The organism is Arsenophonus sp. PmNCSU2021_1 (genome assembly GCF_036919435.1).
Taxonomy (GTDB): Bacteria; Pseudomonadota; Gammaproteobacteria; order Enterobacterales; family Enterobacteriaceae; genus Arsenophonus; species Arsenophonus nilaparvatae.
The window spans coordinates 49658-76064 of record NZ_JAZHPL010000002.1 but is presented as its reverse complement, the minus strand read 5'-3'; the positions used below and the strand labels follow the sequence as shown (position 1 = coordinate 76064).

Genomic DNA, 26407 nt, shown 5'->3' with positions numbered 1-26407 from the left:
ACAAGAATTTAATTAATACGCCAATTATCGTAGTGCAAAAAAGCAAAAAGTATACCATAAGTAGCTACTTTTAAGTATAAAAGCTGTCCATCGTGCCTATGTAATCTAAAGTAGTGATAGGGATTTAGGACTATCATAATATAGCCGCTAACTAAAATGGGAATAAGTAGTAATGCTAACAAGCTATTTCCTTGTACTGGTTTTTTTCTGTTTTACAATCAAGCTAGCCATCTTTTGCATTTCTTTTACTTCGGGTAATGCGGCAATTTCATTAGAGGGAATATAAGCGGCACCGCTTTTGTCAACACGTACAAATGCGGAAATTTTATCATTTTGTCTTTTGCTCATTTTTTGATGATCACTCGGAAAGTATCTGGTAATCCAATTCCGTAATGTTGACATAATAACCACCTATGAACACAGACTGTTTATCAGTTAATTTATTACTTGTTTGATGGTTTAAGCATCAAACAGTATTATATACTTTTTGCCGTTAATTTGTATACCGTCCAGTCATGACTGGTTAAATTTATAGCAACTTATTAACTTCTACCGCATTAATAATCATTTGGTGTATTAAATAAAATACTGCAAACAACATATATAATTTTATTGCTGATTGCATAGTAGGATACAGCTAGCAGCAATTGAGTAAAATACGTTGGATTGTTTTGCTTATTAAAATAGGTTGTTAAAACTATCAGATTTGGCAGGGCGTTATTATAAAGCTTTTTCAGTCATAATTTTTCATTTAGCTATTAGTAGGGAGACGATGTTTTAGTAGTTAATTTATTGCTTTAGCGTAGTTTAATCATGAAATGAGGGTTTGGTTGGCCAAATGGTTAAATGAATAAATTGCTTATGCCGATTAGGTAAGTGGTCTGGTCCAGCAAATTACTGAAAAGGGCAGAAAATTATTTTCCATACCATTTTTCATTTGTTATTTATTGTTTGTCATTAGATCAGATCAATTACATTTTTGTAATTTAGAGTATTAAGCTGTGATGGATATCATACTAATTAGTTTTCAGATCAATATTTAAGCAAATTTGTGTTATGTTTCGTTTCTCGCTGCAATTGAATGACTTTATATTTTAGATATTTGTCTTACATCATTATTTTTTCCTGTGTGTTTTGGCCAGCTTAGCTGGCTTTTTTTTACTTTCTGTCCTGCAATAGTGGTAATTCATTTATGGCAATGAAATAAAATAGACCATAAATTAAAACGACTAATCAGCTGGTTATTAACGACTCAGCAGGATTGTCTGAATCAAAATTATTGGTCATTCACTAGCAAGTGAATTTTTTGTCAATTTTATCCTAATTTTACCCCACGTAAATTTCAGGCACAAAAAACCAATCATAACTAATTGGTTTTCTAAGTAAAAATTGGTCGGCATGAGAGGATTACAACCTCTGAATAAATCCTCTGTACAGGTTATATACCATGCTTGTTTAAAATAATTTTATTAAAATAAAAAGAAATTAAGGTCTACTAGCGTGTATTATACATTCAGTAAGTCTTTGAGGATTACTGAATAATACTTCATGGCTTCCTGGTAATTCAGTAAAACGATAAATATTCAGACGATTGCTAAATTTAGGGTGCCAGTCATACTTACCAACAGGAAGAGCATTATCTCTTGACGCATATATTATGCTACGAGGAATTGATAGTGATTCAAATGTTTTTAGCGGTACTTTATCGTAATGACTTGCAGCACAACATGGGGACCAAAAATTATCATAAACTTCCTTTGCTTTTTCTAATTCAACATCACCAATAAATAACTCTCTAAAAATCTCAAAAGGGAGCATTATTTTATTATCAATGGCTATTTTTTCCCATATTTCGTGAAAAATAGGTGGGTACATATCATAAAGTAATTCTCCATCACGTAAAACAAATGCATTATGGAAGATCAAACGCTTTATACGAGATGATTCTATTTCTGCTAGCCGTTGTGCAATAGTTCCACCAAAATTGTGTCCTAAGACAACTAAAATTTTGTTGGCGAAGATACTTTATTTAATTATTTTTTATAGATAAAAAAGCGGTTAACTAACAGCATTATCATCACGCCCTTGGCAAGTGTGACAATAGATAACCGCTGGGTGCTACGACATAGAAAATTAACTAACAAACAGCATCTTTATTTTTGTGCATTACTCCACACGGTTATTAGTGCCTGCTTTTAACCACATCAGTTGAAGTGGTTTTTTAGTTACCACCGCCAAATAAAAAAGATTTATCAATGACTGATAAAAAAGTTGTGACAGAAAGTGTTTCAGAGCAAAAGTATATGCCTGCAATGGTTGTTAGGCCAACAGAACAAAATGAATTATCCACATCAAAAAATTCAGAGAGTGATAATAAAAGCAAGGATTAATAGCGATGAAGGGAGAAGATATTATAGACAGAATTCTTTATAGTAATTTTCGGTTCAGCCGTTGTAATAGCATGTAATCTTTTCTTCTTTGCTGTATTGATAGCGGTTCTTTCCGCTATTCAGGTTCAGTGTCTAAATTGTTTACCATAAATGAAAGCCAGATACTACTAATGAACAATAGGGATCAACAATTTAATTGAGCACTGAAGAAAAATAGGTAACTTGGACATAACTAGTGGTCCCGTCAGCTTTGGTAATTCCCCTTATATCAGTTTTTGATTAGCTGAATAAGAAAACAAAGAAGCTACCATAAGGAAAAATGTTATCTTTTTCATTTTACTTTCAAATTAGGCAGTATTAATTTAAACGCTATTTTATTTAATTATAAATTTTGAAAATTGATTTATATGAAGTCTTTGATGCGATAGACCAATGAAAGAGCAGAAAACCACCAATAATTATCGATCATCTTACTCCAATTTTACCATCGGTGAATTTCAGGCACAAAAAAACCAATCATAACTGATTGGTTTTCTTAGTAAATCTTGGTCGGCATGAGAGGATTTGAACCTCCGACCCCCGACACCCCATGACGGCAACTAATTACCATGTAACTAATTGATATTTAATATATAAATAGTAGTTTAGCTGTATAAACAAACAGTGCATAAATTACAATATATTCATTATATACATCAATAACTTAAGTTGAGTTTTTCCCCGTCATAATGATATCTCTCCGTGAGGTACTTCTACCCAATCTACATGGTTCTGAGTATATATTTTGGTTGACTTTGCGTCACTATGTGCCATTCTTGCTTGAGGGTCTAATCCATTAATTTTAAACAAGTGTGCCGCTAATGCGCGAATTTCGTGAAATGTTGGTCTTTCAGCTAGTGTTAAATGTGCTGTTACCCCTAGTTGATCTCTCAAGTTAGAAAATGCTCTGCTCAAGTAATCAGGCGCGATTTGAGTAGGGTGATGAATCTCACTACTTATTTTGCTTGGTCTTTTTATTGGAAGTCTATGGACAACATACGGACTTGCGATAGAGTCACGACTATTATCAATTATTTCTTTTAGCTTAGCGCCAATAGGTATAGCTATATCACGAGTTTCGCACAGGCATATAAAATTCTAGAAATGGCTTAAAAGCAATGATCAATCTGCAAGTTATTAAAACACATGAATTTTCTTAAATTACAATAAGTTGTATTTGATTTATAAGGTTTTATCTATTTATATATTATGCTGAATTAAACTTAAAAATAGAGCGTTTTTTTATTGGTGCGAAACTCGTGTATATGTGATGCTTCTTTATCTTGAACTTTTTGACGATGTATATAAAGCATTCCATAAATATTATTTTGAGGTTCTTTATACCATATACATCCACAAATACCTTCTTGTGGTGATTTGATATTGTATCTTATACGAGAGACTTCTAACCTTGCTTGAGTGGTTTGTAACGTAAGATCCATAGCAGTTCTTAACCATGGTTCAGCGGCATTTCTAATTTTTTTGAAATCATCGAAAGATAAACGGTGTCTAACTTTTTTATCTGTACGTCTGCGTTTTTTTCGCTCTGCTGGATTATCTAGCATTAAAGATTCATCAATGGCGTAGCTAAATAATTTTTTTAAAAAAGAAACTTTTCTATTTTGTACGTTAGCGGATGCGTTCCCATGATATTTGTTGATATATTCATTAACATGTTCAAGCGATATTTCTGTGCAAAGAATATTAATAAAAAATTCTTTTACTCTTTCTATATCATTCTTCCAATCAGCTAATGTTGTTATTGATGGGGTTTCATCTTTTACTATTCTCTTAAATAAATGTTCAACATGTTCAGAAAATGTTAGTCCTTCGCCAAATTTACCACCAGACTCTTGAATTAAAGAATTTATAGATATATCTAATAATGGGCGCATTATATTGTTATATTCTCTAGCAATGGCAATAGCTAATGCTTTGTCATTTCCGATATTTTTCTTTTTTCCATTTATTAAAACCAATCTGTAAATATTTTTTGATTTATCGAAGAAAAGAAAATCAGGGAGATTACGATACTCCCTCTTTCTTGGACGAGCCGCCATTTTATGAATCTCGTATTAATTCATTGACATGTGATGAGATAATAGAATCAGTTCCCCACCGTTCAGATGAAACAACCCATACACGAGTTTCGCACAGGCCTATAAAATTCTAGAAATGGCTTAAAAGTAATGATTAATCTGCAAGTTACTGAAATGCATAAATTCACTTAATTTACAATAAGTTATATTTAATTTATAAGGTTTTATCTATTTACATATTATGCTGAATTAAACTTAAAAATAGAGCGTTTTTTTATTGGTGCGAAACTCGTGCCATATAGAACCATCAACGATCTTACCCTTGAGTTTTCCTACTTCAATCCATCGTTTAATTGTTCTATTATCAGGTATTGAGCCTTCTTCAAATTCACGAGAACCCCATAAACTAGCTTTCATTAATTTGTTATTATTAATGAGCATTTTTTAATCTCCTTGTATTATACAAACTCACACTATTTTCAGGCGCTTCATTGCCCCACAGAAACCAATGACTAAGTGCGAATGTTTATATTCAGTGTTTGTTAGGTTAGGGATATGATTTAATCAGGTAGATTATTAGGGGTTATTTGCTGCGCCTTTTGATGCTTTGTTTTGGTATTGCCAGGGTGGGTCTGCGAGTATCAGGTCATACTTCACTTCATCTCCTAAACATACCAGCTTTTACTTTTATGCAAGTCGTTTATTTTTTCTAAGACAGTGATTTTATTACTGCCATTTCCGGTTAAAATTCCGCTTTCTCCATCGGTATCAAATTGATATATCAATCCTTTGTTTGTTAATTTTTTTTCCTTCAATCCAATTATTTTCATCCTTTCACCATGATAAATAACCTGCACCCCTGCTTTTACATGATGTAACGTTGTTCGGTATTCCTGGGTGTTATTCATACAGTTCCTCTAGTTATTTTTTAATAAATAGTGTAAAACTCTTTATTTTATTTATTAAATGAATGTAAATGTTGATTTAAATATGGTCATTTATGAAGTGTTTGTGGTAGTATTGTTGCCGTTGTGTGTTGGTTAACAGCAACATTTTCCCTGGTGTTGGCCAGCCTTGAGCTGGCATTTTTTTGAGTGATGCAGAAATACCAAATAGTGGTCAATCTCTACACGAGTTTCGCACAGGCATATAAAAATTCTAGAAATGGCTTAAAAGTAATGATTAATCTGCAAGTTACTAAAACACATAAATTTTATTAAATTACAATAACTTGAATTTAATTTATAAGTTTTTATCTATTTATATATTATGCTGAATTAAACTTAAAAATAGAGCGTTTTTTTATTGGTGCGAAACTCGTGTCTAGTGAATACGTTGGCTATTAGCAAATAACGATTTGAGATTGATACCGTATACCTGTAGCCATGATTCAGCAGGCCATGACTTAACCTGACCATAACGAATATCAGGTACTTCGGTTGCTTCCACTTGATTCTCACGACACCATTTGCGAAGAGGGGCAAACTTATACTCTTTTCCCGTGGCATTCTTTACTGCTGTGATGGTGGCATGTTTCACGCTTTCTCCCAACCGCTCTGTCAATTCCCTATTTTTACGGGTAGCCACACTAAGTTTACCCATTGCAGAAGCTTCACGAGTACGGCTGATTTGTGATTTTGTACGCAAAGCTTTATCACGTTCGTCAGCAATAATCAGTTTCTCTTTTTCTCACGAGTTTCGCACCAATAAAAAAACGCTCTATTTTTAAGTTTAATTCAGCATAATATATAAATAGATAAAACCTTATAAATCAAATACAACTTATTGTAATTTAAGAAAATTCATGTGTTTTAGTAACTTGCAGATTGATCATTGATTTTAAGCCATTTCTAGAATTTTATATGCCTGTGCGAAACTCGTGTTTCTGATTCAACTAGCGCTTCCAATGCTTGAATATAATTTCCAGGTAATGCTTTTGGAGATGGAGCGGGACGAAAATAGGCGTTTTCCATTTTTTCAAAGAAAGACCATGCTTCATCAGTATCAACAATTTTTGACATACGAGCTGCACCTTTTTCTGTCCATAAAATCTGCTGACTTGTATATTTACTAACCAACCCGATATTATCGGGTACCCTCTTAAACTGTTGTAATTCATTACCTTCCAGCTTGAAATAATGGATACCTTCAACAAAACGAGCTTTATGATTGGCTAGATTATCCTGAATGTTTTTCATGCTGGCACCATACCCCTTAGCAAGGGTTTCAGTAGTGACAACCCGAACATTTTTCCACTCGATAATGGGTAATTGATTAGAATCGATAGTAATTAACCTGAGTTCGGGATAAGAAATAAAGAGAAAGTCTTGATATTCAAATAGTTGAATGAGCCTGTTTTGTTAAAATACTCTAACAGTCTGGTTAAAGAGTAGAGCATTGTTAAACAATTATGGAAAATCTTACTGAACTTTATTGCCTGATGGATGATTTTTGCAAAGACTTCGAGCCAAAAATGCATGAATATTTGCTGACTAACGGTACTAAGCGTCGTAGACGGTCTACTCAGCTTTCGTTGGCGGAAATGATGACACTGGTTGTGTTGTTTCATCAACTCCGATTCAGGCAATTCAAGGTATTTTATCTCTATTATGTCCGCTTATATCTCCGGAAGGAATTTCCTAACTTGCCATCCTATTCACGCTGTGTAGAGTTACTTCCGCGTAGTGCCTTAGCGTTAACGGCACTGTTTGAGTCAATTAAGGGAAAATGCACGGGGCTATCGGTTGCCGATTCTACTCCGATAGCGGTGTGTGATAACTTACGGATCCGCAGACATAAAGTCTTCAATGGGATAGCTGAACGGGGAAAAAATTCAACAGGTTGGTTCTTTGGTTTCAAGCTTCATGTAATTATCAATCATTTGGGGGAAATACTCAGTTTTCGACTCACACCAGGAAACACCGATGATCGGAAACCATTGCCTGAGCTGACAAAGGATCTTTCTGGTTGTTTGTACGCAGATAAAGGGTATTTATCGGCTTCACTGAAACAGCAACTCAAAACGATGGGAATTAGCCTTATAACGAATATCAAGAAGAAAATGAAGCCTATTAAACAGACTTGTTTCGACAAAGCCATCTTGCGTCATCGTTCTGTCATTGAAACGGTATTTGATGAGTTAAAAAATCTTTGTCAAATAGAGCATACGCGACATCGCTCTCCGGCTAACTTTGTAGTGAATTTATTAGGCGGACTGGTTGCATATTGTTTAATGCCATCTAAACCAAAGATACCTGTTGCAGGTACGTATCTTCAAGTATAATTGATAATGCTTATCCCGAACTCAGGTTAATTAAATTTTGCATATAGCAATTCCTCAATAGTTAAAATTGATGAATGAATATAGATGTTGACTCAGTGGAATAGGTTAGGTGGGGTAATGACTTCTTGCTTTGTAACTATTTCTTCAAGGTATCGATGAATATTCCTATATAAATCAAGAGTGCAGGGACTATCATAATGCCAATAACCAGTAGCTCTTGTCCGCCTAAATGAATATTGCCTAATTCACCATGCTTAAACCTGATTTGTGGGTCAATGACGGCATCGGCGTGCGCAATGTGACCAACTATCAATTCGAAAGCAAATGCCGCGCTGATAAACAATAATGTCGTGATTAATAATTTAATGATGTTAAGTTTCATAACTTAACCTCCGGTATAATTAGCGTCTAGAAAGGTATATCTTCATCTTCAAAATCAGCTTGATGAATAGGGTTAGTGGTTGGTATACCCGTTCTACCTTGGCTTTCCTGCGGTTTCTTCTCTTTCCGGTTGCCCAATATTTCAACGTCATTGACTAAAAATTCGGGGGATATCCTTTGCTGACCGGATTTGTCTGTCCATTTATTTTCCTGATAGGCAGCAGTAATACGAACAAAAGTACCTTTTTGTGCATAATTATTGATATATTCCGCTATTTGCTTAAATGCCTTGCAGTTTATCCATGTTGTGTCATCAATCCATTGACCGCTGTTGTCTTTTCTTGATTTGCTGATAGCGAGAGAAAATACGGATATGGGATTTTTATCCTGGGTGTAGCGGATTTCTAATTTGCCGATGCGTCCGGTAAAGTGACACTGGTTCTGGTTTGCCATGGAGCCTCCACATATTGATTAATTTTGCTGAGTTCTGCTTTCAGTTTTTCAATAAATGCTTGAACGGCTTGTTCAATTTCGTTAACTAAATCATCATCCTTGATAATTCGGATTTTGTAGTAGGCCAGGTTAGGGGGAAGTCTGTCATCATAGCTGACAAAATCGCACCAGTTTCTGCCTGTGCACATCATTTGGCCGTGCATTTGTAACAGGTATTCGTACTTGGGTTTCCCTGTGACAATGGTTTCAATGTGAGTAGTAGTGTTAGGACATTTTATTTCGATAAGTCCATCATCATTAACCAGGCCGTCAGGACTAGCGCCAAATAGCGCAATAGTCGGGTGGGGAATAAAGCCCACTTCGGTGACCGTGACATCAAACTCATTGAGGCAATATCCTGCTCTGGCTTTAGGTTCAAGGGCATTCCCCCGTTCAATAGCCTGATTAGTTTTAATTTCTTCTCGTCGTCCGGTAAGGGTTTCACAGACTAACTGCATGAGGTAGTTTCGTTGTGTTGTTCCCTTGCCTTTGGATAACACCTTGTGTAAATTGCTGGCGGTGACTTTCCCAAGCCTTGCCTGAAACCACTCGTCCGTTTTCTGCTTCATGATTAGCCTCATTTTTCATTGCAATGTTGCGATAAATAGCCATTTTATTTTCTTCGCCAATGATATCCGTCTCTTCTGGTTTTAATTGCAGCCAATGGGATTTCATTGATTCAACACCGCCTTTTGCTGCTATTTCTAATTCCTTGATTAATTGATTGTAACGAGCCTTTTGTTGCGCTTCTTCTTTCTGCATCACAACTTTTTCCTGCTCAGGTAAATCTTCACCCGCATAGATATAAAATCCTAATCCAAACATCGAAATGGCTTTAGTGAGGCAGCGCATCAGCGCTTTGTTGATATCAACGGCGTTAGGAGTGGAAATAGCCTGATTCCGGTAATCCATAACGGGTAACCACATTTTGCGGGGACATTCGTTATTACCCTGTTTGACGGTGAGGGTTAATGACACCATCGCACTGCCATCATTGTTATAGCTAACGGCATCAATGACATAGTAGGATTCTGGGTAATGTGCCATTAATACGCCCCATGCCCACGCCCATGAGAGATAAGAAAGGCCGCTTTTCTTTTCAACTTTATCGTTAACATTAATCGCCGACAGCGTTTCCCAAACCTGTTGTTGAAAACTTTTTTCTTTTTCAGTATGTTGTATGTCGCTCATAGATATTTCCTCTTGGGCGCTCGAAGTGCTTTGTACTGATGGATATTCTCATTTTTGAAATGGTCAAACAGCGCCTTCCAGATATCGTCAAAATCCTCATTACTGAGTTTTTTCATCACTGAGGAAGGTAGGCAGTCATAAACAGGCTGGACTAGTTCGCTGATTTCGTCGTCCAGCCTGTCCTCCCAATAAGCAATTTCTTGCTGTTGTTCGTACCAGTAATCTTGCATGGCGTAAGGACTCATGTGACCTCCTATCTTGCTAACAGTAAAACGAGGCTTGCCAACGCGATGATTAACACGGTGGGGATAATTTTTATGGCGTCTTTTCTGGCGAAGCTGTCACTATTTAAGACGTAGCGTAGCTCCTGCTGTTTAAGCTGGTTCATATTGTTAACTCTCAATTGATATTCAGGTGTGATTGATTGGTAGAATCCGGTCTTTATTCGTCCGTTTTCTTTGATTGATATTTGAGTAGCGCCTGTGTTGCTTTGCGGTGTCGACGACGTGCGTTATAGAGTTCACGCTTTTTCTTCATTAACGCCCTATAGTGGGGCTTTGTATGCTCGATGACCCCTTCGTATTCTGGTTTTTCTGGACTAAGTAAACCACAATGCGCTCTTGGGTCACCATTTTTGAGCAAATATTGGCGTATGGCAGAATGATAAATATCTTTCAGCGTTACGATGGCTTTTTCGCAAGCAAAAATATCTTTGGATGCGGCAATGATACGAGCGATAATAACGTCCTGATTCATCGTCATCTTAGGCCACCTGACTATATTTATCGTGAGTAAATTCACCGTTCCAGTCTTTCTTCATCGGTAGCTTACTTTTGAGGTATTGGTTATATAGCCATGTAGCCCCCTTTTTTAGCAGAATGATTTTGTAACACTGACGTTGCCCATAATCGTTTGTCATGATGAAGGGTGATTCGGTTAAATATTTATCTCTTGCATAAGAATGAACACGCCAGACATGAGCCTTGCTGATATCCTTTTCTGCATCGTAGAGAAAATGACGCGATTCTAAAAAAAGGTTGACCTGGTTCATGTTTACGCCATTAAGTTGTTTGCAAAACTGGACGGGTGTCATACCAACCTGGAACAGGTTTTTTAGGCTATCGATTTCGGTTTCAAGTTGTTGAACCTGTACACCTAACAGTTGAACTTTTTTATGTTGCTCAGCCCATGCAATTGCGGATTCAGCAGGGTCAAGGAAATTGGGTAAGCCTAAAGTTGTTGGGTCATTAGATAATTTAGGTTGCAAAATCCGTCTTTCACATTCAATAAAATACTGTCTGGCCTGTTTCCCTTTTTCGTTACGCTCAACCATTGATAGTTCTTTTGCCATATTGAGAGAGATTGCGTATTCTTTAAGCATTTGTTGTCGAGATTTTGCACTCGCCAGTTTTGGCGAGCTCAAATTTTCAACAATAATGAAATCATCGCCCTCTACAAATCCATATTGTTTAATTCTATCTTTTATCCAGTTGGAAAAATCTTTACCAATTTCCAAAAACGCATGTAAATCACGAGCATTAACCGTTTGTATTAATTGACCACTAATGTTTTTTGTTTCGATGTTAATTAAATTTTGCATGTAGAAATTCCTCAAAGTTAATTGATGAAAGATTTTGCAGATCGAACCCTAAACCCGTTATACTTACTCAAAAGGAGGATTCTCTATGGGTCAGGTTGCATTTGATACATTACAAGCATCAGAAGAACTAGAAAATGCTGGCATTTCCAGAGAACAAGCCAGAGCCATTTCACTTGTTGTACGTAGATCGCATGAGGTTGCGGATGTTGCGACTAAAGCTGATATTATTGAGGTAAATCGCAATATTGCAGAAGTTCGCAAAGATTTATCTGCTGAGATTGCAGAAGTTCGCAAAGATTTATCTGCTGAGATTGCTGATGTTCGCAAAGATTTATCTGCTGAGATGAATTTACGTTTCGAGAAAACTGATGGTCAGATAGCCTTGATTCGTAAAGACGTTGAAACTATTGCTACTGGACTACTTTTAAAACTTGGTGGTATAATCGTTGTGACTATTAGTGCTGCAACGGCAATACTTAAATTCTTCTAATTGCTCGGTTGCAGTTTCAAATCCTGCACAGCCCTCCAATCTGACGATGTATCTTCATCAGTCTTACATTCTCTTTTTTAAGACGCTTATTTTCTTTTGTTAAGCACTGTATAATTTCTTTGAAAGTTCTTGTTTCCATGTCGTCGTCATTCCATATATCAATGCTGCTTAAGTATTTCGCATCGCTCAAATTACGGCTACCATTAGTCACCCCAACCAGATTTCCCATATTTGGGTGTTTTGCCGTTACAATGTGTGGATTATCCAATCTCATGATGTGTATCCCTCGTTAACATTTACTGAAAAGGTAGGATGTGTGCCGAGTGCCTCTCGGTGTCCGATTACAGTCTTCACGGACGGGTAAACGCAATCAAACTATATTTAGCTATTTTTGAAAGATAATTTATAGTGTGTTGAATGTCCCACGAGCGCATAGCCGCATTCACACATCCTTAAATTGATTTGATTGCCTGTCTTTTTACCACATCAGGCTCGGTGGTTTCTCTTGTACCCCTACAGAGAGAAATCGGTTAAAATAATCTTACCCCTACAGTGATAGAGATTATAAAATGGATATATTATCAGGTGTGACTTTAACCAAGCAGTGTTATGACCTTTTGAAAGTTATTATTGGCAATCGTGATGCAGTGATAATTAATCAAGCGGTTGGAGAACTCAGAGAAAAGATTACGGATTTACAGATGCTTAACTCAGAACTTGCAAGCCTTTATCATGCAGAGAAACAAATCACAATGAAGCTGACAGATGAAAATGCTAAAATCGAGATGTTTGCGAGCCAGTCTGCTAATTATGAAATGCATAAAACTCCGGCGGGGTCGATAGTATATCGGTCTAAGCTTTCGGCTAATGATGAGGTCAATCTTCACTATCTTTGTGCACACTGCTACCAAAATAGAGTAATATCGATACTTCAACCAACGGGAGGCAAGACTAATTATAATGGAAAAATATTTTCTACGTCGATTTGTCATAGCTGTGATTCTCATTATTTGATGGATTATCTTGGTGATTATGATATTCATATTCCATCATCTTGTTTTTAATTCCTTCCGTCACATCGTCAGACATCAGAATAATGATGCAAAGAATCAATCTGAAATTGATAATGCTATTTACTAAATAAATAGAAAACTCCACGATATAAAATCGGAAAACATAAACACGAGTTTCGCACAGGCCTATAAAATTCTAGAAATGGCTTAAAAGTAATGATTAATCTGCAAGTTACTGAAATGCATAAATTTACTTAATTTACAATAAGTTATATTTAATTTATAAGGTTTTATCTATTTACATATTATGCTGAATTAAACTTAAAAATAGAGCGTTTTTTTATTGGTGCGAAACTCGTGAGAGTTAAAAACGAAGTCAGGGAGAATACCGTGGCTGAGATTGAAAATGGGTATACCAGAGTAGCGAATGAGTTACTGGAGTCTTTGGCGAGTTCAGATCTTACAGCCAGACAACTAAAAGTTATGTTGGCAATTGTAAGAAAAACATACGGTTTTGGCAAAAAGGTTGATCGTATTTCTGATTCCCAAATTGCAGAAGTCACTTGTTTATCAAGACAGAATGTGAATAAAGCAAAAAATGAATTGATTACAATGCACTATTTAATTCTTGAGGGCAATAAAATAGGCGTAAATAAAACGGTTTCAGATTGGATTAATCAATCTAGAGACACTGTCTCTAATTTGAAGACAAAAAATGTCTCTAAGTTGGAGACAGATGTTGTCTCTAGATTGGAGACACACAAAAGAAATATCTTAAAGAAAAAAGAAAATATTACTACATCTAAAGATGTAGTTGGTAAGTTTCCTATCGAAAACAACCCATCACCCTCAGTCAATAAATCTCAATCGAAGAAATCAGAAGCGGTTCCTTACCAGGCGATGATTGATGCCTATCACGAAATTTTACCTGAAATGTCGAGGGTAGGAGTTCTACGAGATAGTCGTAAATCTAAGATGCGGACATTTTGGCAACGATGTAATCGTGAATACCTGAAAAGCCATAACGAACCATTCACGATTGAGAACTGGAAAGGTTATCTGAACTACATAGCCAATCATTGTCGCTGGATGACTGAAGATAGACCGGATGGCAAAGGGGGTTACTGGAGAGCTAAAAACATTGATTATTTAATCACCGACAAGTGCTATGTATTCGTCAAGGAGGATAGAGCAAATGACCGAAGTTAAAAGTTAGCATTTTTCTTCAGGTTTAAAATTCAATCTCAATTTACCATTCAGACACCCTTTTAAACACCCTGTAATCCATTATAAGGCGTTATTTACCACTAAAATTTTATCGCTGCTCAGAATGAGATACGGCGAGTTTTAGATTTAAGGAATGACTCAATGAGATATAGTATTAATCAAGTACCTAATAACATCGCTGCTGAGCAAAGTGTTATTGGTGGTTTGTTGATAGACCCGATGAGCGATAATGCCTGGAGGGTTTTTTCACTGCTAAGCCCCGATGATTTTTATGCTACTCACCACCGATTGATTTATGCAGAAATGCGCGCGATGTGCGTGAAACGTCAGGCAATCGATATTATCACGGTGGATGAAGCATTGTCCAAATCAGGGATGGCGCAAAAAGCGGGTGGGTTTGCCTATCTTGCTGAGATAGCCAAAAATATCCCGAGTGCCGCAAACATCGTCAGTTACGCAAAAAGCATCAAAGAGTGTGCGGCAGGGCGCTATACTGTTGAAAAAACCATTGAGATACAAAAACTGTTTATTCAGCCTAATGCTTTAGGATTTACTGATAAAATCGACATGGCGCAACGTCTAATTGATGAAGCTGCAAAGTTTGGCAAGATTGGAAATAAGGCAGGACTTCGTCGGATTGATGACATACTGGATGGCGTATTCACAGATATTTGTGACCGTCAAGACAACCCCGAGAAACACTGCGGACTCAAAACAGGCTTTAGGGACTTTGACGACTTACTGAAACCTAAGCAAATCGTTAATGGCTCGTTGTTCGTGGTTGGCGCACGCCCAAAGATGGGTAAAACCACAGTGCTGACTGAAATGGCGAAAAACGTTTCCAATCAAGGGAAAACAGTATTGTTATTTAGTATGGAAATGACTGATTGTCAGTTAGCCGAGCGAACATTAAGCCAACAATCTAATCTTAATTCAAATCGGTTTTATGGGAAGCTGGAAGAGCATGAATGGGATGAGTTATGTAATGCGATTGGCCGACTCAAACAGTGCCCAAATATCTGGATTGATGATACGCCCGCCATGACTTTGCATCACATACAATCAGAATGTCGAAAAATAAAACGTAAAACAGGGGATATTGGGTTTATTGGTGTTGATTATTTAACGCTTATGCAGACTGAGAAAGCTGACAGAAACGATTTAGCCTACGGAAATATCACCAAAGGGTTAAAAGTCTTGGCAAAAGAACTTAATACTGTTGTCGTGTTATTAACACAATTAAACCGAAGTTTAGAACAGCGCACCAACAAAAGACCTATGCCCAGTGACAGCCGTGATACGGGTCAGATTGAGCAGGATTGCGATTATTGGTTAGGGATTCATCGAGAATCGGTTTATGACCCTGACGCAGATAAAACGCTAACAGAACTCATATTACGGTTAAATCGACATGGTAAAACAGGCACGGTTTACGTTGACCAGAAAGGACTAAGTATTTTCCCTGTTGACCAGCATGTAGCCGCAGCAAAAAGCCAACCTCAAAAAGAACCTAAGCGCTATTCCGATAAGAAATTCTAATCAGGACACCCTCAATGAAATACCAAATCGAAGCAACCATTGTTAAGGATGGCGGTGCACCCGTGTATTGGTGGCACTATAGTGACAGGGAACTCTCAGAACAGGATTGCCTGAAAATGTTATCCCAGCCGTCCATGTTCAAAATGCAATTTAGCGAGATAGGTTACTACTGGACTGTTGGCAGTGGCAAAGCTGGAAAGCGTGGCAAATTGCCAAAAGTGTTAATAGAAAATTTCACCTGTAATCCGCTAAACCCGACCAAATAAATATTAAATAGGCAAAAATATGAAAATTCAAAACACGGTGAATAACCGTGAAGGGCTTCTTTGTGCCCAAAGTGAGGACTCCGGTATTTTAATTCAACATAGAACGGAGCCCAGAATAGATAGTCGTCTGTTTGCCAAAAGGCTAAGTATTAAACATAAACATCTTTATGAATTAATTAGAAAGAACTCAAAAAACTTACGTGAGTTTGGCATCCTTCCGTTTCAAACGGAGCGATTAAATACTATTCAACTGGGTGCGCGTGAACATAAGTATGTTCTACTCAATGAAAACCAGTTTGATTTTATGTGTCGCATTGTCCGTGGACGTGATTACGAGAAAATGACGCAATTTAAGCTGGATGTCACAAAAGCATTCGCTAAAAAACGGGCTGCTGAACCTATTAGAAGGGAGTATTTACCTCATTACCATGAGTCCCGTGATGCTTTACGTGATTTAGGTGCTGAGAAACATCACTACATCAATCTGGCAAACATTGAGAACCGTTTAGCGGGTTTATGTTCAGGTGAGCGAAGTAAAGCCAATGACCAAAAGCTTGGTATTCTTCTTTGTATGCAGAAGATAGAGCAAGCAACGTTTCAGTCAGCCATTGAATCAGGCATGTCACCTACTCAAGCAGTGCGAGAAGTCAGTAAGCGCATCGATATGTTTGCAACCTTAATGACTCCATCCCAACAGATTAGGGGCGACAAATGCAATTAATAAACCCAAAAGCACTTAAAGAGTTGCGCACAAAAGAAAGCATTAAAAATAATAAGTTAACTCCATTTGTGCAGTACAAAAAACAAACTGTTATAGCTAGGCAATCGTTATGCCCACTTAATGCTTTGATATATAGAGATAATTATCCGTTTGTGCAGTATGCAAAACAACCAGTAAAAGCTTTTAAACACATCCTCGTCGATGGTGAATACTGTTATGTTTACGAAGACCATATCCATTTTTTGACGAAAAAGCGTCAACGGATAGCGGGGAAACAGGTAACCGGTTATACCGCTAAAGGCGTGGAGATGAGAGAGATTAGGTGATGAACTGGATTAAATGTGAAGATGAGTTGCCTTTAAACACAGAAGATGTTCTTGTCTGCACTGAAAGAGGTAATGTTTTAGTTGGATATTATCGACAAGAATATGACGGCTGGTATTTTGGCAATATTTATATTGAAAATGATGGGATCATAAAATATTGGATGCCATTGCCAGCACCGCCAGAGGAGTTTTAAAGATGGATGAAATAATTAACTTTATTTACAGAATCAGCATGAATCTATTTTGCTTTTTAGGTGTTGTGATGTCGGTGATAATGTTAACTATCACAATCGACAACAGTACGTGGTTTATTATTTCTTTAAAGTCTTTAGCCGTGGTGGCTGTCACATCTTTAGCTATCTCAATGGTATATGTATTTTTTGTCTTGTTTAACCATGCATTCTTGAAATGAAAAATAACAGGAGGCGCATTTGGAAGACAAGCTACTCTTCCACGAATCAACAAAACAATCCGTCTGGCAAACACTAAAAGCTGTCCTTGCAACAAAACAACCGCATCAACTCATTATCAAACCTTACCGTAAAACCCGTTCACTTTCTCAAAATTCCCTTTTCCACCTGTGGACAGGAGAGATAAGCAAATATCTGTGTGCTAACAACGCTAACTATACCGCAGAGCAAGTGAAGGAAATGTTGAAACATACTTTTCTCGGCTATGAAGTTGTAAAGCGTATTAATGTGACCACACAGCAGCCAGAGCGCGTCAAAACGCTCAGGAGGACATCAAAGCTTGATATGGGGGAAATGCATATATTTATGCAAAAAGTGGAATGCTGGGCGATTGGCATCGGTTGTTATGTGACGATACCGGAGAGTTCGGAGTATATGAAATTAAAAAAGGCGCAGGAAACTTAAATGGCACTAAAAAGAGATAAATACGATGCCGTGTTCTCTGAATTAGTCCGCGCAAGAACAAACTGGATATGTGATTATTGCGGACGACATTTTCAGCATGAACGCGCCAAGCTGCACTGCTCACACTTCAAATCAAGACGACACAAAGCCACCCGTTATCACCCCTTAAATAGTTTTTCGCACTGCGTAGGCTGTCATCGTAAGTTAGGTGAAGACCCATACGAATTTACCGCGCATGCAGAAATTACCTATGGCGAGATGACTATTGCTGAAATAGCGAGGCTGGCGAACACCCCCGTAAGGCTGAAGGTGGGTGAAATGGACGAAATCTACTGTCAAATGAAAAGTGAGCTAAAACGAATGAAAGCCATGCGACTTGATGGATTTACAGGACGTATTGAGTTTTTCTTACCGGATTGGTATCAGGCAGACATTACCTTTCGAATGTGCGAAGAGATAGCGCACACACACTAAACCACCAATAAACATTCAACACAGGGCATCATGGTTAACATCCATGCCCCCATTTTTATTGCCGGAGAGGAATTAATGCGCGATATTCAGCAGGTATTGGCTCGTTGGGGAGCATGGGTAGCTGATAATAGAGAAGATGTGTATTGGTCATCGGTAGCAGCGGGATTTAAAGGGCTCATTCCGCTCAAAATAAAATCAAGACCTCAGTGTTGCGAAGATGATGCCATGATTATTTCAAATTGTATGGCTAAACTAAATCAGAAAAATAGTGATATTCACGATTTACTCTTTGAATACTATGTATTTGGTAAAACGTTTATTCAATTAGCCTATGCACACCATTGCTCAGATACACACATAGGAAAAAAATTACAAAAAGCAGAAGGGGTGATTGAAGGTATGTTGATGATGCTGAATATAAAACTGGAGATGGATCCTGATGTGCAAAAATAGCATAAAAATACTTTACGATCGTAAAAATCCTGATATTGTGATAAGGATGACAGCAACGTCAGCTAATTTATGAACTTCGCTTTTTGCGGGGTTTTTTGTTGAAATGAGGTTTGTAAAATGAAAATGAATGGTTTTATTGAATCACCGAATGATTTTTCAGCTAAATCAGCGGTTGATTTATTATCTTTTTTTCATGGTTATGGCTTTAAAGATAAAGACGGCAACGAACTTGTAGCCTGTAAGGACTTTATTCATCTGATTGAGCTATTTTGTACGAAGGAATCGTCAAAAAGTCTATCACCGGCTGAAAATCTTCTTGCCCATAAAAGACTTGATTTAATTGTAAAGGACTACATGAGCCGTTAATTACATTCAACGGCTCATTAATCAATGATAACCAGGTTACCGTTTTTGGCATCCCAGTAAACGTCTTAGTGTCTCAATTTGTTTTTTTAAAGGCTGATTATCCTCTGTTGCCGCCAGTAAATCGAGCTCCTGTTTATCAACGTGGGCGCTAATCTTATTTTTTGTTTCGTCATCCAGACAGGAAACTAAAATAGGCAGAGCCATCGAAAGCGCAGGTAATAATGATGGATCGATATATGTTGATTCTGACATGCTTTTTCCTTCTATTTGTTTGTTAATTATGGCGATTTAACGATATCAAATAAGGGATGTGTTGTCAGTCACTTCACTGGCTTTTTTCGTTTACGTACCGCAGCACTCACAAATTCAGCAACATAAACGAGTAAGGCGACTGTCTCCCTTTTTAATTCAAAGCAATGGAACCCTCAGCGGGAGGGTATATGCGTATGTTTGAAAAACACTCAACCCTCAATGCTTATTTGTCAGGTATTCTAACGACTTTGATGGGTTTTAGTATTGACCAATGGGTGGCGCTGATAGGGATAACCTGTACGGTTGCGACCTGCTTAGTCAACTGGTACTACAAATGGAAGGAACTCAAGTTAAAAGAGCGTCACTATGAAGATACCGAAAAAAATACTGATGGTAACGGGCGGTAGTGCGTTGTTCTTAGCCTCAGCGATGATAACGCATTTTGAGGGATTGAAATTTAAACCCTATTTCGATGGGGGCGGTATTCTTTCTGTTTGCTACGGTCATACCGGTAACGATATTGCGCGTAATCGGACGTATACCAAAGTGGAATGTGATAAGTGGCTTAATGATGACCTCAAAGCCGTCAAGCGCTATGTTGACCCACTGATTAAGGTTAATATCAATACGCTCACACAGGCCGCCCTTTACTCGTTTGTCTATAACGTTGGCATTGGTAATTTCAAGCGGTCAACGTTGCTCAAAAAACTCAACGCAGGTGACAGACAAGGGGCGTGTGATGAGATGAAACGCTGGGTATACGATGAGGGTATAAAACAGAAAGGGTTAATGACTCGCAGGGAAATAGAGAGCATAATATGCTATGGCGACCTGTCACATTTATCGTAGTGATGATTGCTGCATTGATATTATCGCTCGTTTTTATCAGCTCCCGTTATCAAACCGTCAAACAAAACTACCAAACGTTAAAGCAACAGTATCAAGCGCAAATTGAAGCGGTGAAATTGCAACAGCAAAAGATCGATACTTTGCACCAGCTCGATATTCAACAGACTGAGAAATTAAATAATGCCAAAGCTGAACTGGATAAGCTTAATGATGCTGTGCGTGCTGGCACTAAGTGGTTGCGCGTCAACGTCGTGTGTCCAATACCCAAAACCACTACCCCCAAGAGCCGATATGATGAAGCCACCTCACAACTTAGCGCATCAGCTCGAGAAGATTATTTCCGTCTCAGAGCGATGATTGTTGAGAACGAAAAGCAGACGGAGTATTTACAGCAATACATCAAAATACAGTGTCAATAAAACCATTTAACTCATTGTTTTTATTACAAGAGGTCAAACTGACCACCTGGGTCATTTCAGGACTAAGCTCACTTTTATTTCTGTTGTATAGCTTGTTAACTGACTTAACGAATAGCAACAAGTTCTAGCCCCATACACCATGGGAACATCCAGCATTATTGACAACCACCGCAGGACAATTTTGTCCCGCGATTAATACTTGAACAAATTTTTTAAATTATTAGGGACTCCTTAGCGACAAGGCGTCCTCTTATTTCAACGCGCCCTCACCGCGCATCTAAATAACCTGAGTTCGGGATAAGAAATAAAGAGAAAGTCTTGATATTCAAATAGTTGAATGAGCCTGTTTTGTTAAAATACTCTAACAGTCTGGTTAAAGAGTAGAGCATTGTTAAACAATTATGGAAAATCTTACTGAACTTTATTGCCTGATGGATGATTTTTGCAAAGACTTCGAGCCAAAAATGCATGAATATTTGCTGACTAACGGTACTAAGCGTCGTAGACGGTCTACTCAGCTTTCGTTGGCGGAAATGATGACACTGGTTGTGTTGTTTCATCAACTCCGATTCAGGCAATTCAAGGTATTTTATCTCTATTATGTCCGCTTATATCTCCGGAAGGAATTTCCTAACTTGCCATCCTATTCACGCTGTGTAGAGTTACTTCCGCGTAGTGCCTTAGCGTTAACGGCACTGTTTGAGTCAATTAAGGGAAAATGCACGGGGCTATCGGTTGCCGATTCTACTCCGATAGCGGTGTGTGATAACTTACGGATCCGCAGACATAAAGTCTTCAATGGGATAGCTGAACGGGGAAAAAATTCAACAGGTTGGTTCTTTGGTTTCAAGCTTCATGTAATTATCAATCATTTGGGGGAAATACTCAGTTTTCGACTCACACCAGGAAACACCGATGATCGGAAACCATTGCCTGAGCTGACAAAGGATCTTTCTGGTTGTTTGTACGCAGATAAAGGGTATTTATCGGCTTCACTGAAACAGCAACTCAAAACGATGGGAATTAGCCTTATAACGAATATCAAGAAGAAAATGAAGCCTATTAAACAGACTTGTTTCGACAAAGCCATCTTGCGTCATCGTTCTGTCATTGAAACGGTATTTGATGAGTTAAAAAATCTTTGTCAAATAGAGCATACGCGACATCGCTCTCCGGCTAACTTTGTAGTGAATTTATTAGGCGGACTGGTTGCATATTGTTTAATGCCATCTAAACCAAAGATACCTGTTGCAGGTACGTATCTTCAAGTATAATTGATAATGCTTATCCCGAACTCAGGTTAAATAAACCCGAGACAATTCACAAAATAGACCTCAGAGAACGTCAGTCAATCATGATGCGTTCGGGGTCTGTGCGTTCTGTGTGAGCTGAGGTCTCTTTTTTGAAAGGTTAGCATCATATGAAATACTCGGTTATTGATATCGAAAATATTCATGTTCGCAGCAATGAGCATGGGACTTATAACCTTAATGATTTGCACAAAGCAGCTATTGCAGGTGGTTTAGCCAAAAAATGGCAAGTACCGAGTCAATTCTTACAATCTGATGGAATTAAGGAATTTGTTGAAGAAGTGACCAGAGTGCTAAAAAACACTCTGGAACAAAATCAAATACTTACTGTATTTAATGGTGGAAATGAGAAGGGAACATGGGCTCATGAATTGATTGCATTAAGATATGCTGCCTGGTTGTCTCCTGCATTTGAAGTTAAAGTTTATCAAACATTTCGTGCGGCGATTCTCGGTCATTTAGATAAGTTTGCTCAGGCAAATCGATTAGAACTTCACTATCAAAATAAAAAAAGTAATGTAAGTAGTGCTGCAAAGATTATGAATCAATGGGGTCTTGGTGGAGAAAAGCATAAGCTTGAATCAGAAAGAGAAAGGTTGATCAAAGAAATGCAAATGACCATACCTGGACTGATAGAGGCTTAATTAAATGACTACACATGAATTCTTTTGCTGGCGAGTAGCCGAGGCTTATATGTATTACCTGATGGCAACGAATCGTCGCCCCGTATACCGCTATGATACTGGTGATATCGAAGTCAGTCGTCATTTTTTGATGCCTTTGCTTGATGGTTATCTCGGGGGCAGAAAACCGACAGAATGGAGAGCGGGGTTTTATATGAAATTGATGACACCATTCAGCAAAAAAGCAGATCCACGAGCAATAATTTGCGCTGGCAAAGTTCCACAGTTAAACCGCCGTGGTATAAAGTATATGAACGCACTGCTTCATGAATTTGGCGATATGATCTCGGATATTGGTGTTAAAGATGATAGAGGAATGCTTATTTTGCCACCAGAAAGTGAATGGGCAAACCTGAAATTCAGCAATATCTCATTTGAATAACGTAGAGCGTTATCATGACCCCTGAGCAATTCATCGAAGCCAATGTCAAGGCCGAGTTAATCAAGCTCGGCTTTTCTAACTCTGTAGCCAGTTTAGCCACCAGTGAAGCTATCCGGTACTACCGTAAACAGCCAGCGAGTAAACGCGGCAAGATGATAGAAGATTGTCTCAATCAGGCTAAACGATGGGCGAAGAGTGCTGCTAAACATAAACATTAATTTGAAACAGGTGAAATGATGACACGAGTTTCGCACAAAACTAATTTGGGTACGCTAATAAAACACGGATTTGCTCAGTAATAGCACTTTTGATTACGTCCCAATTTTGTTGATAAAGGGTTATTTTTTCAGATATACGACGTTTATGTTGTTCAAACCACGCAGAAATAGCGAGAAAAATATGATTTCTTTGCGCTCGGCTCGTGCGAGCCTGACAGCGTTCAATACCACAGTTTTGTTTAACTTCTCGATGATAAACTTCAACAGACCAACGGGCATCCATGATAGATTGGACGTATTGACGGGTGGGATTCTCTTTGTTTGTTACTATGTAATCAATACGGCCGTTTTTGGCTGTAAATTTGAAAACGGTTACCCAACCATATCCTCGCAAGTGTATTGACGTTCCTTCTTCTGAGATGTCTAACTTGTTCAGTTGTTTGTTATGGTTAACAATCCTATTTTTCCTCAGCGTGGTTACCCAGATCCAACCATGAGAGCGAATTGATTTCAGGTTATCCAGGCTAGAATACCAAGCATCCATCACTACCGCTTCTGGCATGATCCCTCTTTTTTTAGCAAGAGTGAGCATTTCGGAAAAGTGCGTGTTTTTTGTTTTTCCATCAGAATCTTTATCATAAATACGATAATTGATAGGAATTGATTCAACCTTCGTCAGATCATGCCAAAGCAAATTAACTAAACCTATGCCAGCAATAACATCATGTTCATTACCTGAATATTGATAATGGACCATCTCTATTTTTTTACTACGTGTTTTGGCAATCAATGTATCATCGGCAATTAGTACGCAAGGGCTTTTTTTGTCTATAGAAGGTTCAACTAATCGCCATAGGTCTTTAGGTCTAAAACATCTACTTTTTAGCCATCGGCTAACAGTGTCATGAGATAAAGGCGATGGGCTTACTTCTGATAACGCTAAACCAGAGTATCTTAAACTGCTTACTTGTAAGAATGTTTTATAGATATCTTTAATACATGGATAACCCGACAAAATATGAACACCCTGATTTTTTCTTGTTTTTAAATTTATACTTCTTTTTTGGAGATTGCGAAACTCGTGGATGAAAGAAATTACCGCAGAACAACAAATGCGTCTCGATATCTTGAGGTTGGTATTGCTGGATACGGCAGCAGCACAAATCACCATCGATTTTGTGAAAGACGAGAAGCTTAAATTTGAGATATTTCGGGATTTATGGCATGAGTCAGGTGCGGAAAGTACCCCTGTTGCCCGTGCACAAAAGTCAATCCAAAAAGGGAAAGAAGCTTTACTCCTTTTCCAGTAAATCTGGTGAGTAACTTATGGTGAGTAAAAAGAAAATTGGACGCCCAAGTAAATTAGCTATGAGTCTTGAAAAGGCCAAAGACTATTTAAATGGTGAATATAAAACGGTAGGGGATGTTGTGCCCAGTGTGGCCGGACTGGCTTGTTACTTAGGTATTAGCCGGTCTACCGCACAGGAGTATGCTAAAGAAAATCAAGAATTTTCGGGCACGTTAGAGGCCATAAAAACTATTCAAGAAAATAGCTTAATAAATAAAGGGCTTACAGGCGAGTTTAACCCAACGATTATTAAGTTAATGTTATCTAATCACGGCTACGCAGAAAAACAAGAAACCGCCCTTAGGGGTAAAGAAGGAGGGGCTATCAAAATTGAAACATCCCCTATGAGTACACTATTTGGGAAATGATAATGATTAACCCTGTCTTTGAGCCGTTCATTGAAGCGCATCGCTACAAGGTCGCTAAAGGTGGGCGAGGGAGTGGTAAGTCATGGGCGATAGCGCGGTTGCTCATTGAGGCGGCAAGACGCCAGGCAATTCGTATACTTTGCGCGCGTGAATTGCAGAACAGTATTAGCGATTCGGTCATCCGATTACTTGAAGACACGATTGAGCGTCAAGGGTATGCCGCCGAATTTGAAATCCAGCGTTTTATGATTCGGCATCTTGGCACTTACGCTGAATTCATGTTTTATGGCATCAAGAATAATCCAACAAAGATTAAGTCATTAGAAGGGATTGATATTTGCTGGGTTGAAGAAGCCGAGGCGGTGACGAAAGAGAGTTGGGATATTCTGATCCCGACCATTCGAAAACCCAATTCTGAAATATGGGTGAGCTTCAACCCTAAAAATATTCTTGATGATACTTACCAGCGATTTGTTGTAAATCCCCCTGATGATATCTGCCTGCTGACCGCCAATTACACTGATAACCCGCATTTTCCTGAAGTACTCAGATTAGAAATGGAAGAATGTAAACACCGTAATCCAACACTTTACCGTCATATCTGGTTAGGTGAGCCCGTCAGTGCAAGTGAGAGGGCTATCATCAAACGCGAATGGCTGGAAGCGGCTATCGATGCCCATAAGGTGCTTGGTTGGAAAGCGAAAGGGGTAATTATTGCCGCGCATGACCCATCAGATACTGGCCCAGATGCGAAAGGCTATGCAATGCGCCACGGGTCAGTGGTGAAGCATATATCAGAAGACTTACAAATGGACGTTAACGAGGGTGCTGATTGGGCGACGGAATTAGCCATTAAGCAGGGTGTAGATCACTTCCTTTGGGACGCTGATGGCCTCGGCGCTGGACTTCGTCGACAGATTACGGCCGCTTTCGAGGGAAAAAAAACCGTTGTTACCCTGTTTAAAGGGAGCGAATCGCCATTCAATGAAGAGGCCGCGTATCAATCAGGTGCCTGGTTTGATGAGGTTGTCGAAGGTGACAATATTCGTACCCTGGGCGATGTTTTCAGAAATAAACGCGCCCAATTTTATTACACGTTGGCAGATAGGCTTTATCTTACGTATCGTGCTGTTACACAGGGTGAGTATGCTAACCCTGATGACATGATAAGTTTCGATAAAGCGTGCATTGGCGAGCAGATGTTAGCGAAGTTATTTGCGGAGTTGACCCAAATCCAACGAAAATTTAACGGTAATGGGAAGCTTGAATTAATGACCAAGGTTGAGATGAAACAAAAGCTTGGTATTCCATCGCCTAACCTGGCAGACGCGTTAATGATGTGTATGTATTGTCCACTCCGTCCCATTATCCCCGATTATACGCATTACAGAATACCTTGTGGTGTAGGTTGAT

40 protein-coding genes and 3 pseudogenes are annotated in these 26407 nt (G+C 38.3%); 25 read left to right on the top strand and 18 right to left on the bottom strand.

The annotated features are described in order from the left end of the window. Positions 1–183: 183 nt before the first annotated feature. Positions 184–402 (bottom strand): hypothetical protein, encoded by a 219-nt coding sequence (locus V3224_RS02150; RefSeq protein ID WP_032114649.1) that lies wholly within the window; start codon positions 400–402, stop codon positions 184–186. Between the two features lie 1083 nt (positions 403–1485). Next, positions 1486–1875 carry a hypothetical protein gene (locus tag V3224_RS02145; protein WP_334468254.1) on the bottom strand — a complete coding sequence of 130 codons (390 nt, stop codon included), beginning with the start codon at positions 1873–1875 and terminating at the stop codon, positions 1486–1488. Between the two features lie 380 nt (positions 1876–2255). On the opposite strand from V3224_RS02145, the gene V3224_RS02140 reads away from it, so the two are divergent. Further along, complete coding sequence (locus V3224_RS02140) at positions 2256–2390, top strand: hypothetical protein (protein ID WP_256379489.1); 135 nt, start codon at positions 2256–2258, stop codon at positions 2388–2390. Positions 2391–3113: 723 nt separating this feature from the next. Here the strand turns inward: V3224_RS02140 and V3224_RS02135 are convergent. The 6 genes and pseudogenes from V3224_RS02135 to V3224_RS02110 form a co-directional block, all read right to left on the bottom strand. Further along, a pseudogene (locus tag V3224_RS02135) lies at positions 3114–3497 on the bottom strand (recombinase); the annotation flags it as partial. A gap of 197 nt (positions 3498–3694) precedes the next feature. Further along, positions 3695–4489 (bottom strand): annotated as a pseudogene (locus V3224_RS02130) (site-specific integrase); the annotation flags it as partial. Positions 4490–4723: 234 nt separating this feature from the next. Then, positions 4724–4909: a hypothetical protein gene (locus tag V3224_RS02125; protein ID WP_334468252.1), complete on the bottom strand. Its 186-nt coding sequence runs from the start codon at positions 4907–4909 to the stop codon at positions 4724–4726. A 224-nt stretch (positions 4910–5133) separates the two neighbouring features. Next, the gene (locus V3224_RS02120) at positions 5134–5376 is read right to left on the bottom strand and encodes a hypothetical protein (protein WP_334468250.1); all 243 of its coding nucleotides are present in this window, start codon (positions 5374–5376) and stop codon (positions 5134–5136) included. 415 nt (positions 5377–5791) lie between these two features. Next, positions 5792–6115, bottom strand: coding sequence for a hypothetical protein (locus V3224_RS02115; protein WP_334468248.1), 324 nt, complete (start codon positions 6113–6115; stop codon positions 5792–5794). Between the two features lie 203 nt (positions 6116–6318). After that, entirely contained in the window at positions 6319–6729 is a 411-nt protein-coding gene (locus tag V3224_RS02110; RefSeq protein WP_334468295.1) for an ORF6N domain-containing protein, read from the bottom strand. A gap of 149 nt (positions 6730–6878) precedes the next feature. Between V3224_RS02110 and V3224_RS02105 the strand changes: the two genes are divergently transcribed. Then, a complete protein-coding gene (locus tag V3224_RS02105; RefSeq protein ID WP_334467716.1) occupies positions 6879–7751 on the top strand; it encodes an IS982 family transposase in 873 nt (290 codons plus the stop codon). A gap of 136 nt (positions 7752–7887) precedes the next feature. Here V3224_RS02105 and V3224_RS02100 read toward each other — a convergent pair whose 3' ends face one another. From V3224_RS02100 to V3224_RS02070, 7 genes and pseudogenes are all read right to left on the bottom strand, one after another. Beyond that, a complete protein-coding gene (locus V3224_RS02100) occupies positions 7888–8133 on the bottom strand; it encodes a hypothetical protein (protein WP_334468246.1) in 246 nt (81 codons plus the stop codon). Positions 8134–8159: 26 nt separating this feature from the next. Continuing rightward, entirely contained in the window at positions 8160–8585 is a 426-nt protein-coding gene (locus tag V3224_RS02095; RefSeq protein ID WP_334468244.1) for a single-stranded DNA-binding protein, read from the bottom strand. Next, on the bottom strand, positions 8537–9193 hold the full coding sequence (locus V3224_RS02090) for a lambda exonuclease family protein (RefSeq protein WP_334468242.1): 657 nt from the start codon (positions 9191–9193) through the stop codon (positions 8537–8539). The genes V3224_RS02095 and V3224_RS02090 overlap by 49 nt, the downstream gene beginning before the upstream one ends. 163 nt (positions 9194–9356) lie before the next feature. After that, a pseudogene (locus V3224_RS02085) lies at positions 9357–9815 on the bottom strand (Sak single strand annealing protein); the annotation flags it as partial. Next, positions 9812–10060, bottom strand: a complete 249-nt coding sequence (locus V3224_RS02080) for a hypothetical protein (RefSeq protein ID WP_334468240.1) — start codon at positions 10058–10060, stop codon at positions 9812–9814. The pseudogene V3224_RS02085 and the gene V3224_RS02080, both read right to left, overlap by 4 nt. Positions 10061–10256: 196 nt before the next feature. Beyond that, positions 10257–10577 (bottom strand): hypothetical protein, encoded by a 321-nt coding sequence (locus V3224_RS02075; RefSeq protein ID WP_334468238.1) that lies wholly within the window; start codon positions 10575–10577, stop codon positions 10257–10259. Between the two features lies 1 nt (position 10578). Further along, complete coding sequence (locus tag V3224_RS02070) at positions 10579–11415, bottom strand: antA/AntB antirepressor family protein (RefSeq protein WP_334468236.1); 837 nt, start codon at positions 11413–11415, stop codon at positions 10579–10581. An 85-nt stretch (positions 11416–11500) separates the two neighbouring features. Between V3224_RS02070 and V3224_RS02065 the strand changes: the two genes are divergently transcribed. Next, positions 11501–11905: a hypothetical protein gene (locus V3224_RS02065; protein WP_334468234.1), complete on the top strand. Its 405-nt coding sequence runs from the start codon at positions 11501–11503 to the stop codon at positions 11903–11905. Positions 11906–11921: 16 nt separating this feature from the next. Here V3224_RS02065 and V3224_RS02060 read toward each other — a convergent pair whose 3' ends face one another. Beyond that, positions 11922–12173 carry a hypothetical protein gene (locus V3224_RS02060; protein WP_334468232.1) on the bottom strand — a complete coding sequence of 84 codons (252 nt, stop codon included), beginning with the start codon at positions 12171–12173 and terminating at the stop codon, positions 11922–11924. Between the two features lie 301 nt (positions 12174–12474). On the opposite strand from V3224_RS02060, the gene V3224_RS02055 reads away from it, so the two are divergent. The 12 genes from V3224_RS02055 (at position 12475) to V3224_RS02000 (ending at position 19165) form a co-directional block, all read left to right on the top strand. Continuing rightward, the gene (locus V3224_RS02055; protein ID WP_334468230.1) at positions 12475–12969 is read left to right on the top strand and encodes a hypothetical protein; all 495 of its coding nucleotides are present in this window, start codon (positions 12475–12477) and stop codon (positions 12967–12969) included. Positions 12970–13308: 339 nt separating this feature from the next. Next, positions 13309–14127, top strand: a complete 819-nt coding sequence (locus tag V3224_RS02050) for a replication protein (RefSeq protein ID WP_334468228.1) — start codon at positions 13309–13311, stop codon at positions 14125–14127. A gap of 159 nt (positions 14128–14286) precedes the next feature. Next, complete coding sequence (locus V3224_RS02045; protein ID WP_334468226.1) at positions 14287–15684, top strand: replicative DNA helicase; 1398 nt, start codon at positions 14287–14289, stop codon at positions 15682–15684. A 14-nt stretch (positions 15685–15698) separates the two neighbouring features. Then, positions 15699–15950 carry a DUF1187 family protein gene (locus tag V3224_RS02040; RefSeq protein WP_334468225.1) on the top strand — a complete coding sequence of 84 codons (252 nt, stop codon included), beginning with the start codon at positions 15699–15701 and terminating at the stop codon, positions 15948–15950. 19 nt (positions 15951–15969) lie between these two features. After that, positions 15970–16671, top strand: a complete 702-nt coding sequence (locus V3224_RS02035) for a Rha family transcriptional regulator (protein WP_334468223.1) — start codon at positions 15970–15972, stop codon at positions 16669–16671. Beyond that, on the top strand, positions 16662–16997 hold the full coding sequence (locus V3224_RS02030; RefSeq protein WP_334468221.1) for a hypothetical protein: 336 nt from the start codon (positions 16662–16664) through the stop codon (positions 16995–16997). The genes V3224_RS02035 and V3224_RS02030 overlap by 10 nt, the downstream gene beginning before the upstream one ends. Next, on the top strand, positions 16997–17191 hold the full coding sequence (locus tag V3224_RS02025; protein ID WP_334468293.1) for a DUF551 domain-containing protein: 195 nt from the start codon (positions 16997–16999) through the stop codon (positions 17189–17191). The genes V3224_RS02030 and V3224_RS02025 overlap by 1 nt, the downstream gene beginning before the upstream one ends. After that, entirely contained in the window at positions 17155–17409 is a 255-nt protein-coding gene (locus tag V3224_RS02020) for a hypothetical protein (RefSeq protein WP_334468219.1), read from the top strand. The genes V3224_RS02025 and V3224_RS02020 overlap by 37 nt, the downstream gene beginning before the upstream one ends. A 19-nt stretch (positions 17410–17428) precedes the next feature. Next, on the top strand, positions 17429–17872 hold the full coding sequence (locus tag V3224_RS02015) for a recombination protein NinB (protein WP_334468217.1): 444 nt from the start codon (positions 17429–17431) through the stop codon (positions 17870–17872). Then, a complete protein-coding gene (locus V3224_RS02010) occupies positions 17873–18346 on the top strand; it encodes a hypothetical protein (RefSeq protein WP_334468215.1) in 474 nt (157 codons plus the stop codon). A gap of 75 nt (positions 18347–18421) precedes the next feature. After that, positions 18422–18799 carry an antiterminator Q family protein gene (locus tag V3224_RS02005; RefSeq protein WP_334468291.1) on the top strand — a complete coding sequence of 126 codons (378 nt, stop codon included), beginning with the start codon at positions 18422–18424 and terminating at the stop codon, positions 18797–18799. Between the two features lie 123 nt (positions 18800–18922). Beyond that, a complete protein-coding gene (locus V3224_RS02000; RefSeq protein ID WP_334468214.1) occupies positions 18923–19165 on the top strand; it encodes a hypothetical protein in 243 nt (80 codons plus the stop codon). A 36-nt stretch (positions 19166–19201) separates the two neighbouring features. Here the strand turns inward: V3224_RS02000 and V3224_RS01995 are convergent, their stop codons facing one another. Continuing rightward, the gene (locus tag V3224_RS01995) at positions 19202–19417 is read right to left on the bottom strand and encodes a hypothetical protein (protein WP_334468212.1); all 216 of its coding nucleotides are present in this window, start codon (positions 19415–19417) and stop codon (positions 19202–19204) included. Between the two features lie 188 nt (positions 19418–19605). On the opposite strand from V3224_RS01995, the gene V3224_RS01990 reads away from it, so the two are divergent. From V3224_RS01990 to V3224_RS01960, 7 genes are all read left to right on the top strand, one after another. Then, a complete protein-coding gene (locus V3224_RS01990; RefSeq protein WP_334468210.1) occupies positions 19606–19824 on the top strand; it encodes a phage holin family protein in 219 nt (72 codons plus the stop codon). After that, entirely contained in the window at positions 19784–20266 is a 483-nt protein-coding gene (locus V3224_RS01985) for a lysozyme (RefSeq protein ID WP_334468209.1), read from the top strand. The genes V3224_RS01990 and V3224_RS01985 overlap by 41 nt, the downstream gene beginning before the upstream one ends. Next, positions 20236–20685, top strand: coding sequence for a lysis protein (locus V3224_RS01980; RefSeq protein ID WP_334468208.1), 450 nt, complete (start codon positions 20236–20238; stop codon positions 20683–20685). Before V3224_RS01985 ends, V3224_RS01980 begins: the two co-directional genes overlap by 31 nt. 401 nt (positions 20686–21086) lie before the next feature. Beyond that, positions 21087–21959: an IS982 family transposase gene (locus V3224_RS01975; RefSeq protein WP_334467716.1), complete on the top strand. Its 873-nt coding sequence runs from the start codon at positions 21087–21089 to the stop codon at positions 21957–21959. A gap of 146 nt (positions 21960–22105) precedes the next feature. Beyond that, the gene (locus V3224_RS01970; RefSeq protein ID WP_334468206.1) at positions 22106–22639 is read left to right on the top strand and encodes a KilA-N domain-containing protein; all 534 of its coding nucleotides are present in this window, start codon (positions 22106–22108) and stop codon (positions 22637–22639) included. A 4-nt stretch (positions 22640–22643) separates the two neighbouring features. Further along, entirely contained in the window at positions 22644–23060 is a 417-nt protein-coding gene (locus V3224_RS01965; protein ID WP_334468205.1) for a hypothetical protein, read from the top strand. Positions 23061–23074: 14 nt separating this feature from the next. Continuing rightward, positions 23075–23278: a hypothetical protein gene (locus tag V3224_RS01960; RefSeq protein WP_334468203.1), complete on the top strand. Its 204-nt coding sequence runs from the start codon at positions 23075–23077 to the stop codon at positions 23276–23278. Between the two features lie 40 nt (positions 23279–23318). On the opposite strand, the gene V3224_RS01955 is transcribed toward V3224_RS01960, so the two are convergent. Next, on the bottom strand, positions 23319–24293 hold the full coding sequence (locus V3224_RS01955) for an IS701 family transposase (RefSeq protein ID WP_334468201.1): 975 nt from the start codon (positions 24291–24293) through the stop codon (positions 23319–23321). A 55-nt stretch (positions 24294–24348) separates the two neighbouring features. Between V3224_RS01955 and V3224_RS01950 the strand changes: the two genes are divergently transcribed. The 3 genes from V3224_RS01950 to V3224_RS01940 are packed head-to-tail and all read left to right on the top strand — an operon-like array spanning position 24349 to position 26406. Beyond that, entirely contained in the window at positions 24349–24588 is a 240-nt protein-coding gene (locus V3224_RS01950; RefSeq protein ID WP_334468199.1) for a DUF2560 family protein, read from the top strand. A 16-nt stretch (positions 24589–24604) separates the two neighbouring features. Then, positions 24605–24994 carry a DNA-packaging protein gene (locus V3224_RS01945; RefSeq protein ID WP_334468197.1) on the top strand — a complete coding sequence of 130 codons (390 nt, stop codon included), beginning with the start codon at positions 24605–24607 and terminating at the stop codon, positions 24992–24994. Next, complete coding sequence (locus V3224_RS01940) at positions 24991–26406, top strand: PBSX family phage terminase large subunit (protein WP_334468196.1); 1416 nt, start codon at positions 24991–24993, stop codon at positions 26404–26406. Before V3224_RS01945 ends, V3224_RS01940 begins: the two co-directional genes overlap by 4 nt. Position 26407 lies beyond the last annotated feature (1 nt).

What these genes read in the sequence shown, in the direction of transcription:
- V3224_RS02150 (WP_032114649.1), bottom strand. Translation starts at nt 402, where the DNA reads ATGTCAACATTACGGAATTGGATTACCAGATACTTTCCGAGTGATCAT.
- V3224_RS02145 (WP_334468254.1), bottom strand. Translation starts at nt 1,875, where the DNA reads ATGTACCCACCTATTTTTCACGAAATATGGGAAAAAATAGCCATTGAT.
- V3224_RS02140 (WP_256379489.1), top strand. Translation starts at nt 2,256, where the DNA reads ATGACTGATAAAAAAGTTGTGACAGAAAGTGTTTCAGAGCAAAAGTAT.
- V3224_RS02125 (WP_334468252.1), bottom strand. Translation starts at nt 4,909, where the DNA reads ATGCTCATTAATAATAACAAATTAATGAAAGCTAGTTTATGGGGTTCT.
- V3224_RS02120 (WP_334468250.1), bottom strand. Translation starts at nt 5,376, where the DNA reads ATGAATAACACCCAGGAATACCGAACAACGTTACATCATGTAAAAGCA.
- V3224_RS02105 (WP_334467716.1), top strand. Translation starts at nt 6,879, where the DNA reads ATGGAAAATCTTACTGAACTTTATTGCCTGATGGATGATTTTTGCAAA.
- V3224_RS02100 (WP_334468246.1), bottom strand. Translation starts at nt 8,133, where the DNA reads ATGAAACTTAACATCATTAAATTATTAATCACGACATTATTGTTTATC.
- V3224_RS02095 (WP_334468244.1), bottom strand. Translation starts at nt 8,585, where the DNA reads ATGGCAAACCAGAACCAGTGTCACTTTACCGGACGCATCGGCAAATTA.
- V3224_RS02090 (WP_334468242.1), bottom strand. Translation starts at nt 9,193, where the DNA reads ATGAAGCAGAAAACGGACGAGTGGTTTCAGGCAAGGCTTGGGAAAGTC.
- V3224_RS02080 (WP_334468240.1), bottom strand. Translation starts at nt 10,060, where the DNA reads ATGAGTCCTTACGCCATGCAAGATTACTGGTACGAACAACAGCAAGAA.
- V3224_RS02075 (WP_334468238.1), bottom strand. Translation starts at nt 10,577, where the DNA reads ATGACGATGAATCAGGACGTTATTATCGCTCGTATCATTGCCGCATCC.
- V3224_RS02070 (WP_334468236.1), bottom strand. Translation starts at nt 11,415, where the DNA reads ATGCAAAATTTAATTAACATCGAAACAAAAAACATTAGTGGTCAATTA.
- V3224_RS02065 (WP_334468234.1), top strand. Translation starts at nt 11,501, where the DNA reads ATGGGTCAGGTTGCATTTGATACATTACAAGCATCAGAAGAACTAGAA.
- V3224_RS02055 (WP_334468230.1), top strand. Translation starts at nt 12,475, where the DNA reads ATGGATATATTATCAGGTGTGACTTTAACCAAGCAGTGTTATGACCTT.
- V3224_RS02045 (WP_334468226.1), top strand. Translation starts at nt 14,287, where the DNA reads ATGAGATATAGTATTAATCAAGTACCTAATAACATCGCTGCTGAGCAA.
- V3224_RS02040 (WP_334468225.1), top strand. Translation starts at nt 15,699, where the DNA reads ATGAAATACCAAATCGAAGCAACCATTGTTAAGGATGGCGGTGCACCC.
- V3224_RS02035 (WP_334468223.1), top strand. Translation starts at nt 15,970, where the DNA reads ATGAAAATTCAAAACACGGTGAATAACCGTGAAGGGCTTCTTTGTGCC.
- V3224_RS02030 (WP_334468221.1), top strand. Translation starts at nt 16,662, where the DNA reads ATGCAATTAATAAACCCAAAAGCACTTAAAGAGTTGCGCACAAAAGAA.
- V3224_RS02025 (WP_334468293.1), top strand. Translation starts at nt 16,997, where the DNA reads ATGAACTGGATTAAATGTGAAGATGAGTTGCCTTTAAACACAGAAGAT.
- V3224_RS02010 (WP_334468215.1), top strand. Translation starts at nt 17,873, where the DNA reads ATGGCACTAAAAAGAGATAAATACGATGCCGTGTTCTCTGAATTAGTC.
- V3224_RS02005 (WP_334468291.1), top strand. Translation starts at nt 18,422, where the DNA reads ATGCGCGATATTCAGCAGGTATTGGCTCGTTGGGGAGCATGGGTAGCT.
- V3224_RS02000 (WP_334468214.1), top strand. Translation starts at nt 18,923, where the DNA reads ATGAATGGTTTTATTGAATCACCGAATGATTTTTCAGCTAAATCAGCG.
- V3224_RS01995 (WP_334468212.1), bottom strand. Translation starts at nt 19,417, where the DNA reads ATGTCAGAATCAACATATATCGATCCATCATTATTACCTGCGCTTTCG.
- V3224_RS01990 (WP_334468210.1), top strand. Translation starts at nt 19,606, where the DNA reads ATGCGTATGTTTGAAAAACACTCAACCCTCAATGCTTATTTGTCAGGT.
- V3224_RS01985 (WP_334468209.1), top strand. Translation starts at nt 19,784, where the DNA reads ATGAAGATACCGAAAAAAATACTGATGGTAACGGGCGGTAGTGCGTTG.
- V3224_RS01980 (WP_334468208.1), top strand. Translation starts at nt 20,236, where the DNA reads ATGCTATGGCGACCTGTCACATTTATCGTAGTGATGATTGCTGCATTG.
- V3224_RS01975 (WP_334467716.1), top strand. Translation starts at nt 21,087, where the DNA reads ATGGAAAATCTTACTGAACTTTATTGCCTGATGGATGATTTTTGCAAA.
- V3224_RS01970 (WP_334468206.1), top strand. Translation starts at nt 22,106, where the DNA reads ATGAAATACTCGGTTATTGATATCGAAAATATTCATGTTCGCAGCAAT.
- V3224_RS01965 (WP_334468205.1), top strand. Translation starts at nt 22,644, where the DNA reads ATGACTACACATGAATTCTTTTGCTGGCGAGTAGCCGAGGCTTATATG.
- V3224_RS01960 (WP_334468203.1), top strand. Translation starts at nt 23,075, where the DNA reads ATGACCCCTGAGCAATTCATCGAAGCCAATGTCAAGGCCGAGTTAATC.
- V3224_RS01945 (WP_334468197.1), top strand. Translation starts at nt 24,605, where the DNA reads ATGGTGAGTAAAAAGAAAATTGGACGCCCAAGTAAATTAGCTATGAGT.
- V3224_RS01940 (WP_334468196.1), top strand. Translation starts at nt 24,991, where the DNA reads ATGATAATGATTAACCCTGTCTTTGAGCCGTTCATTGAAGCGCATCGC.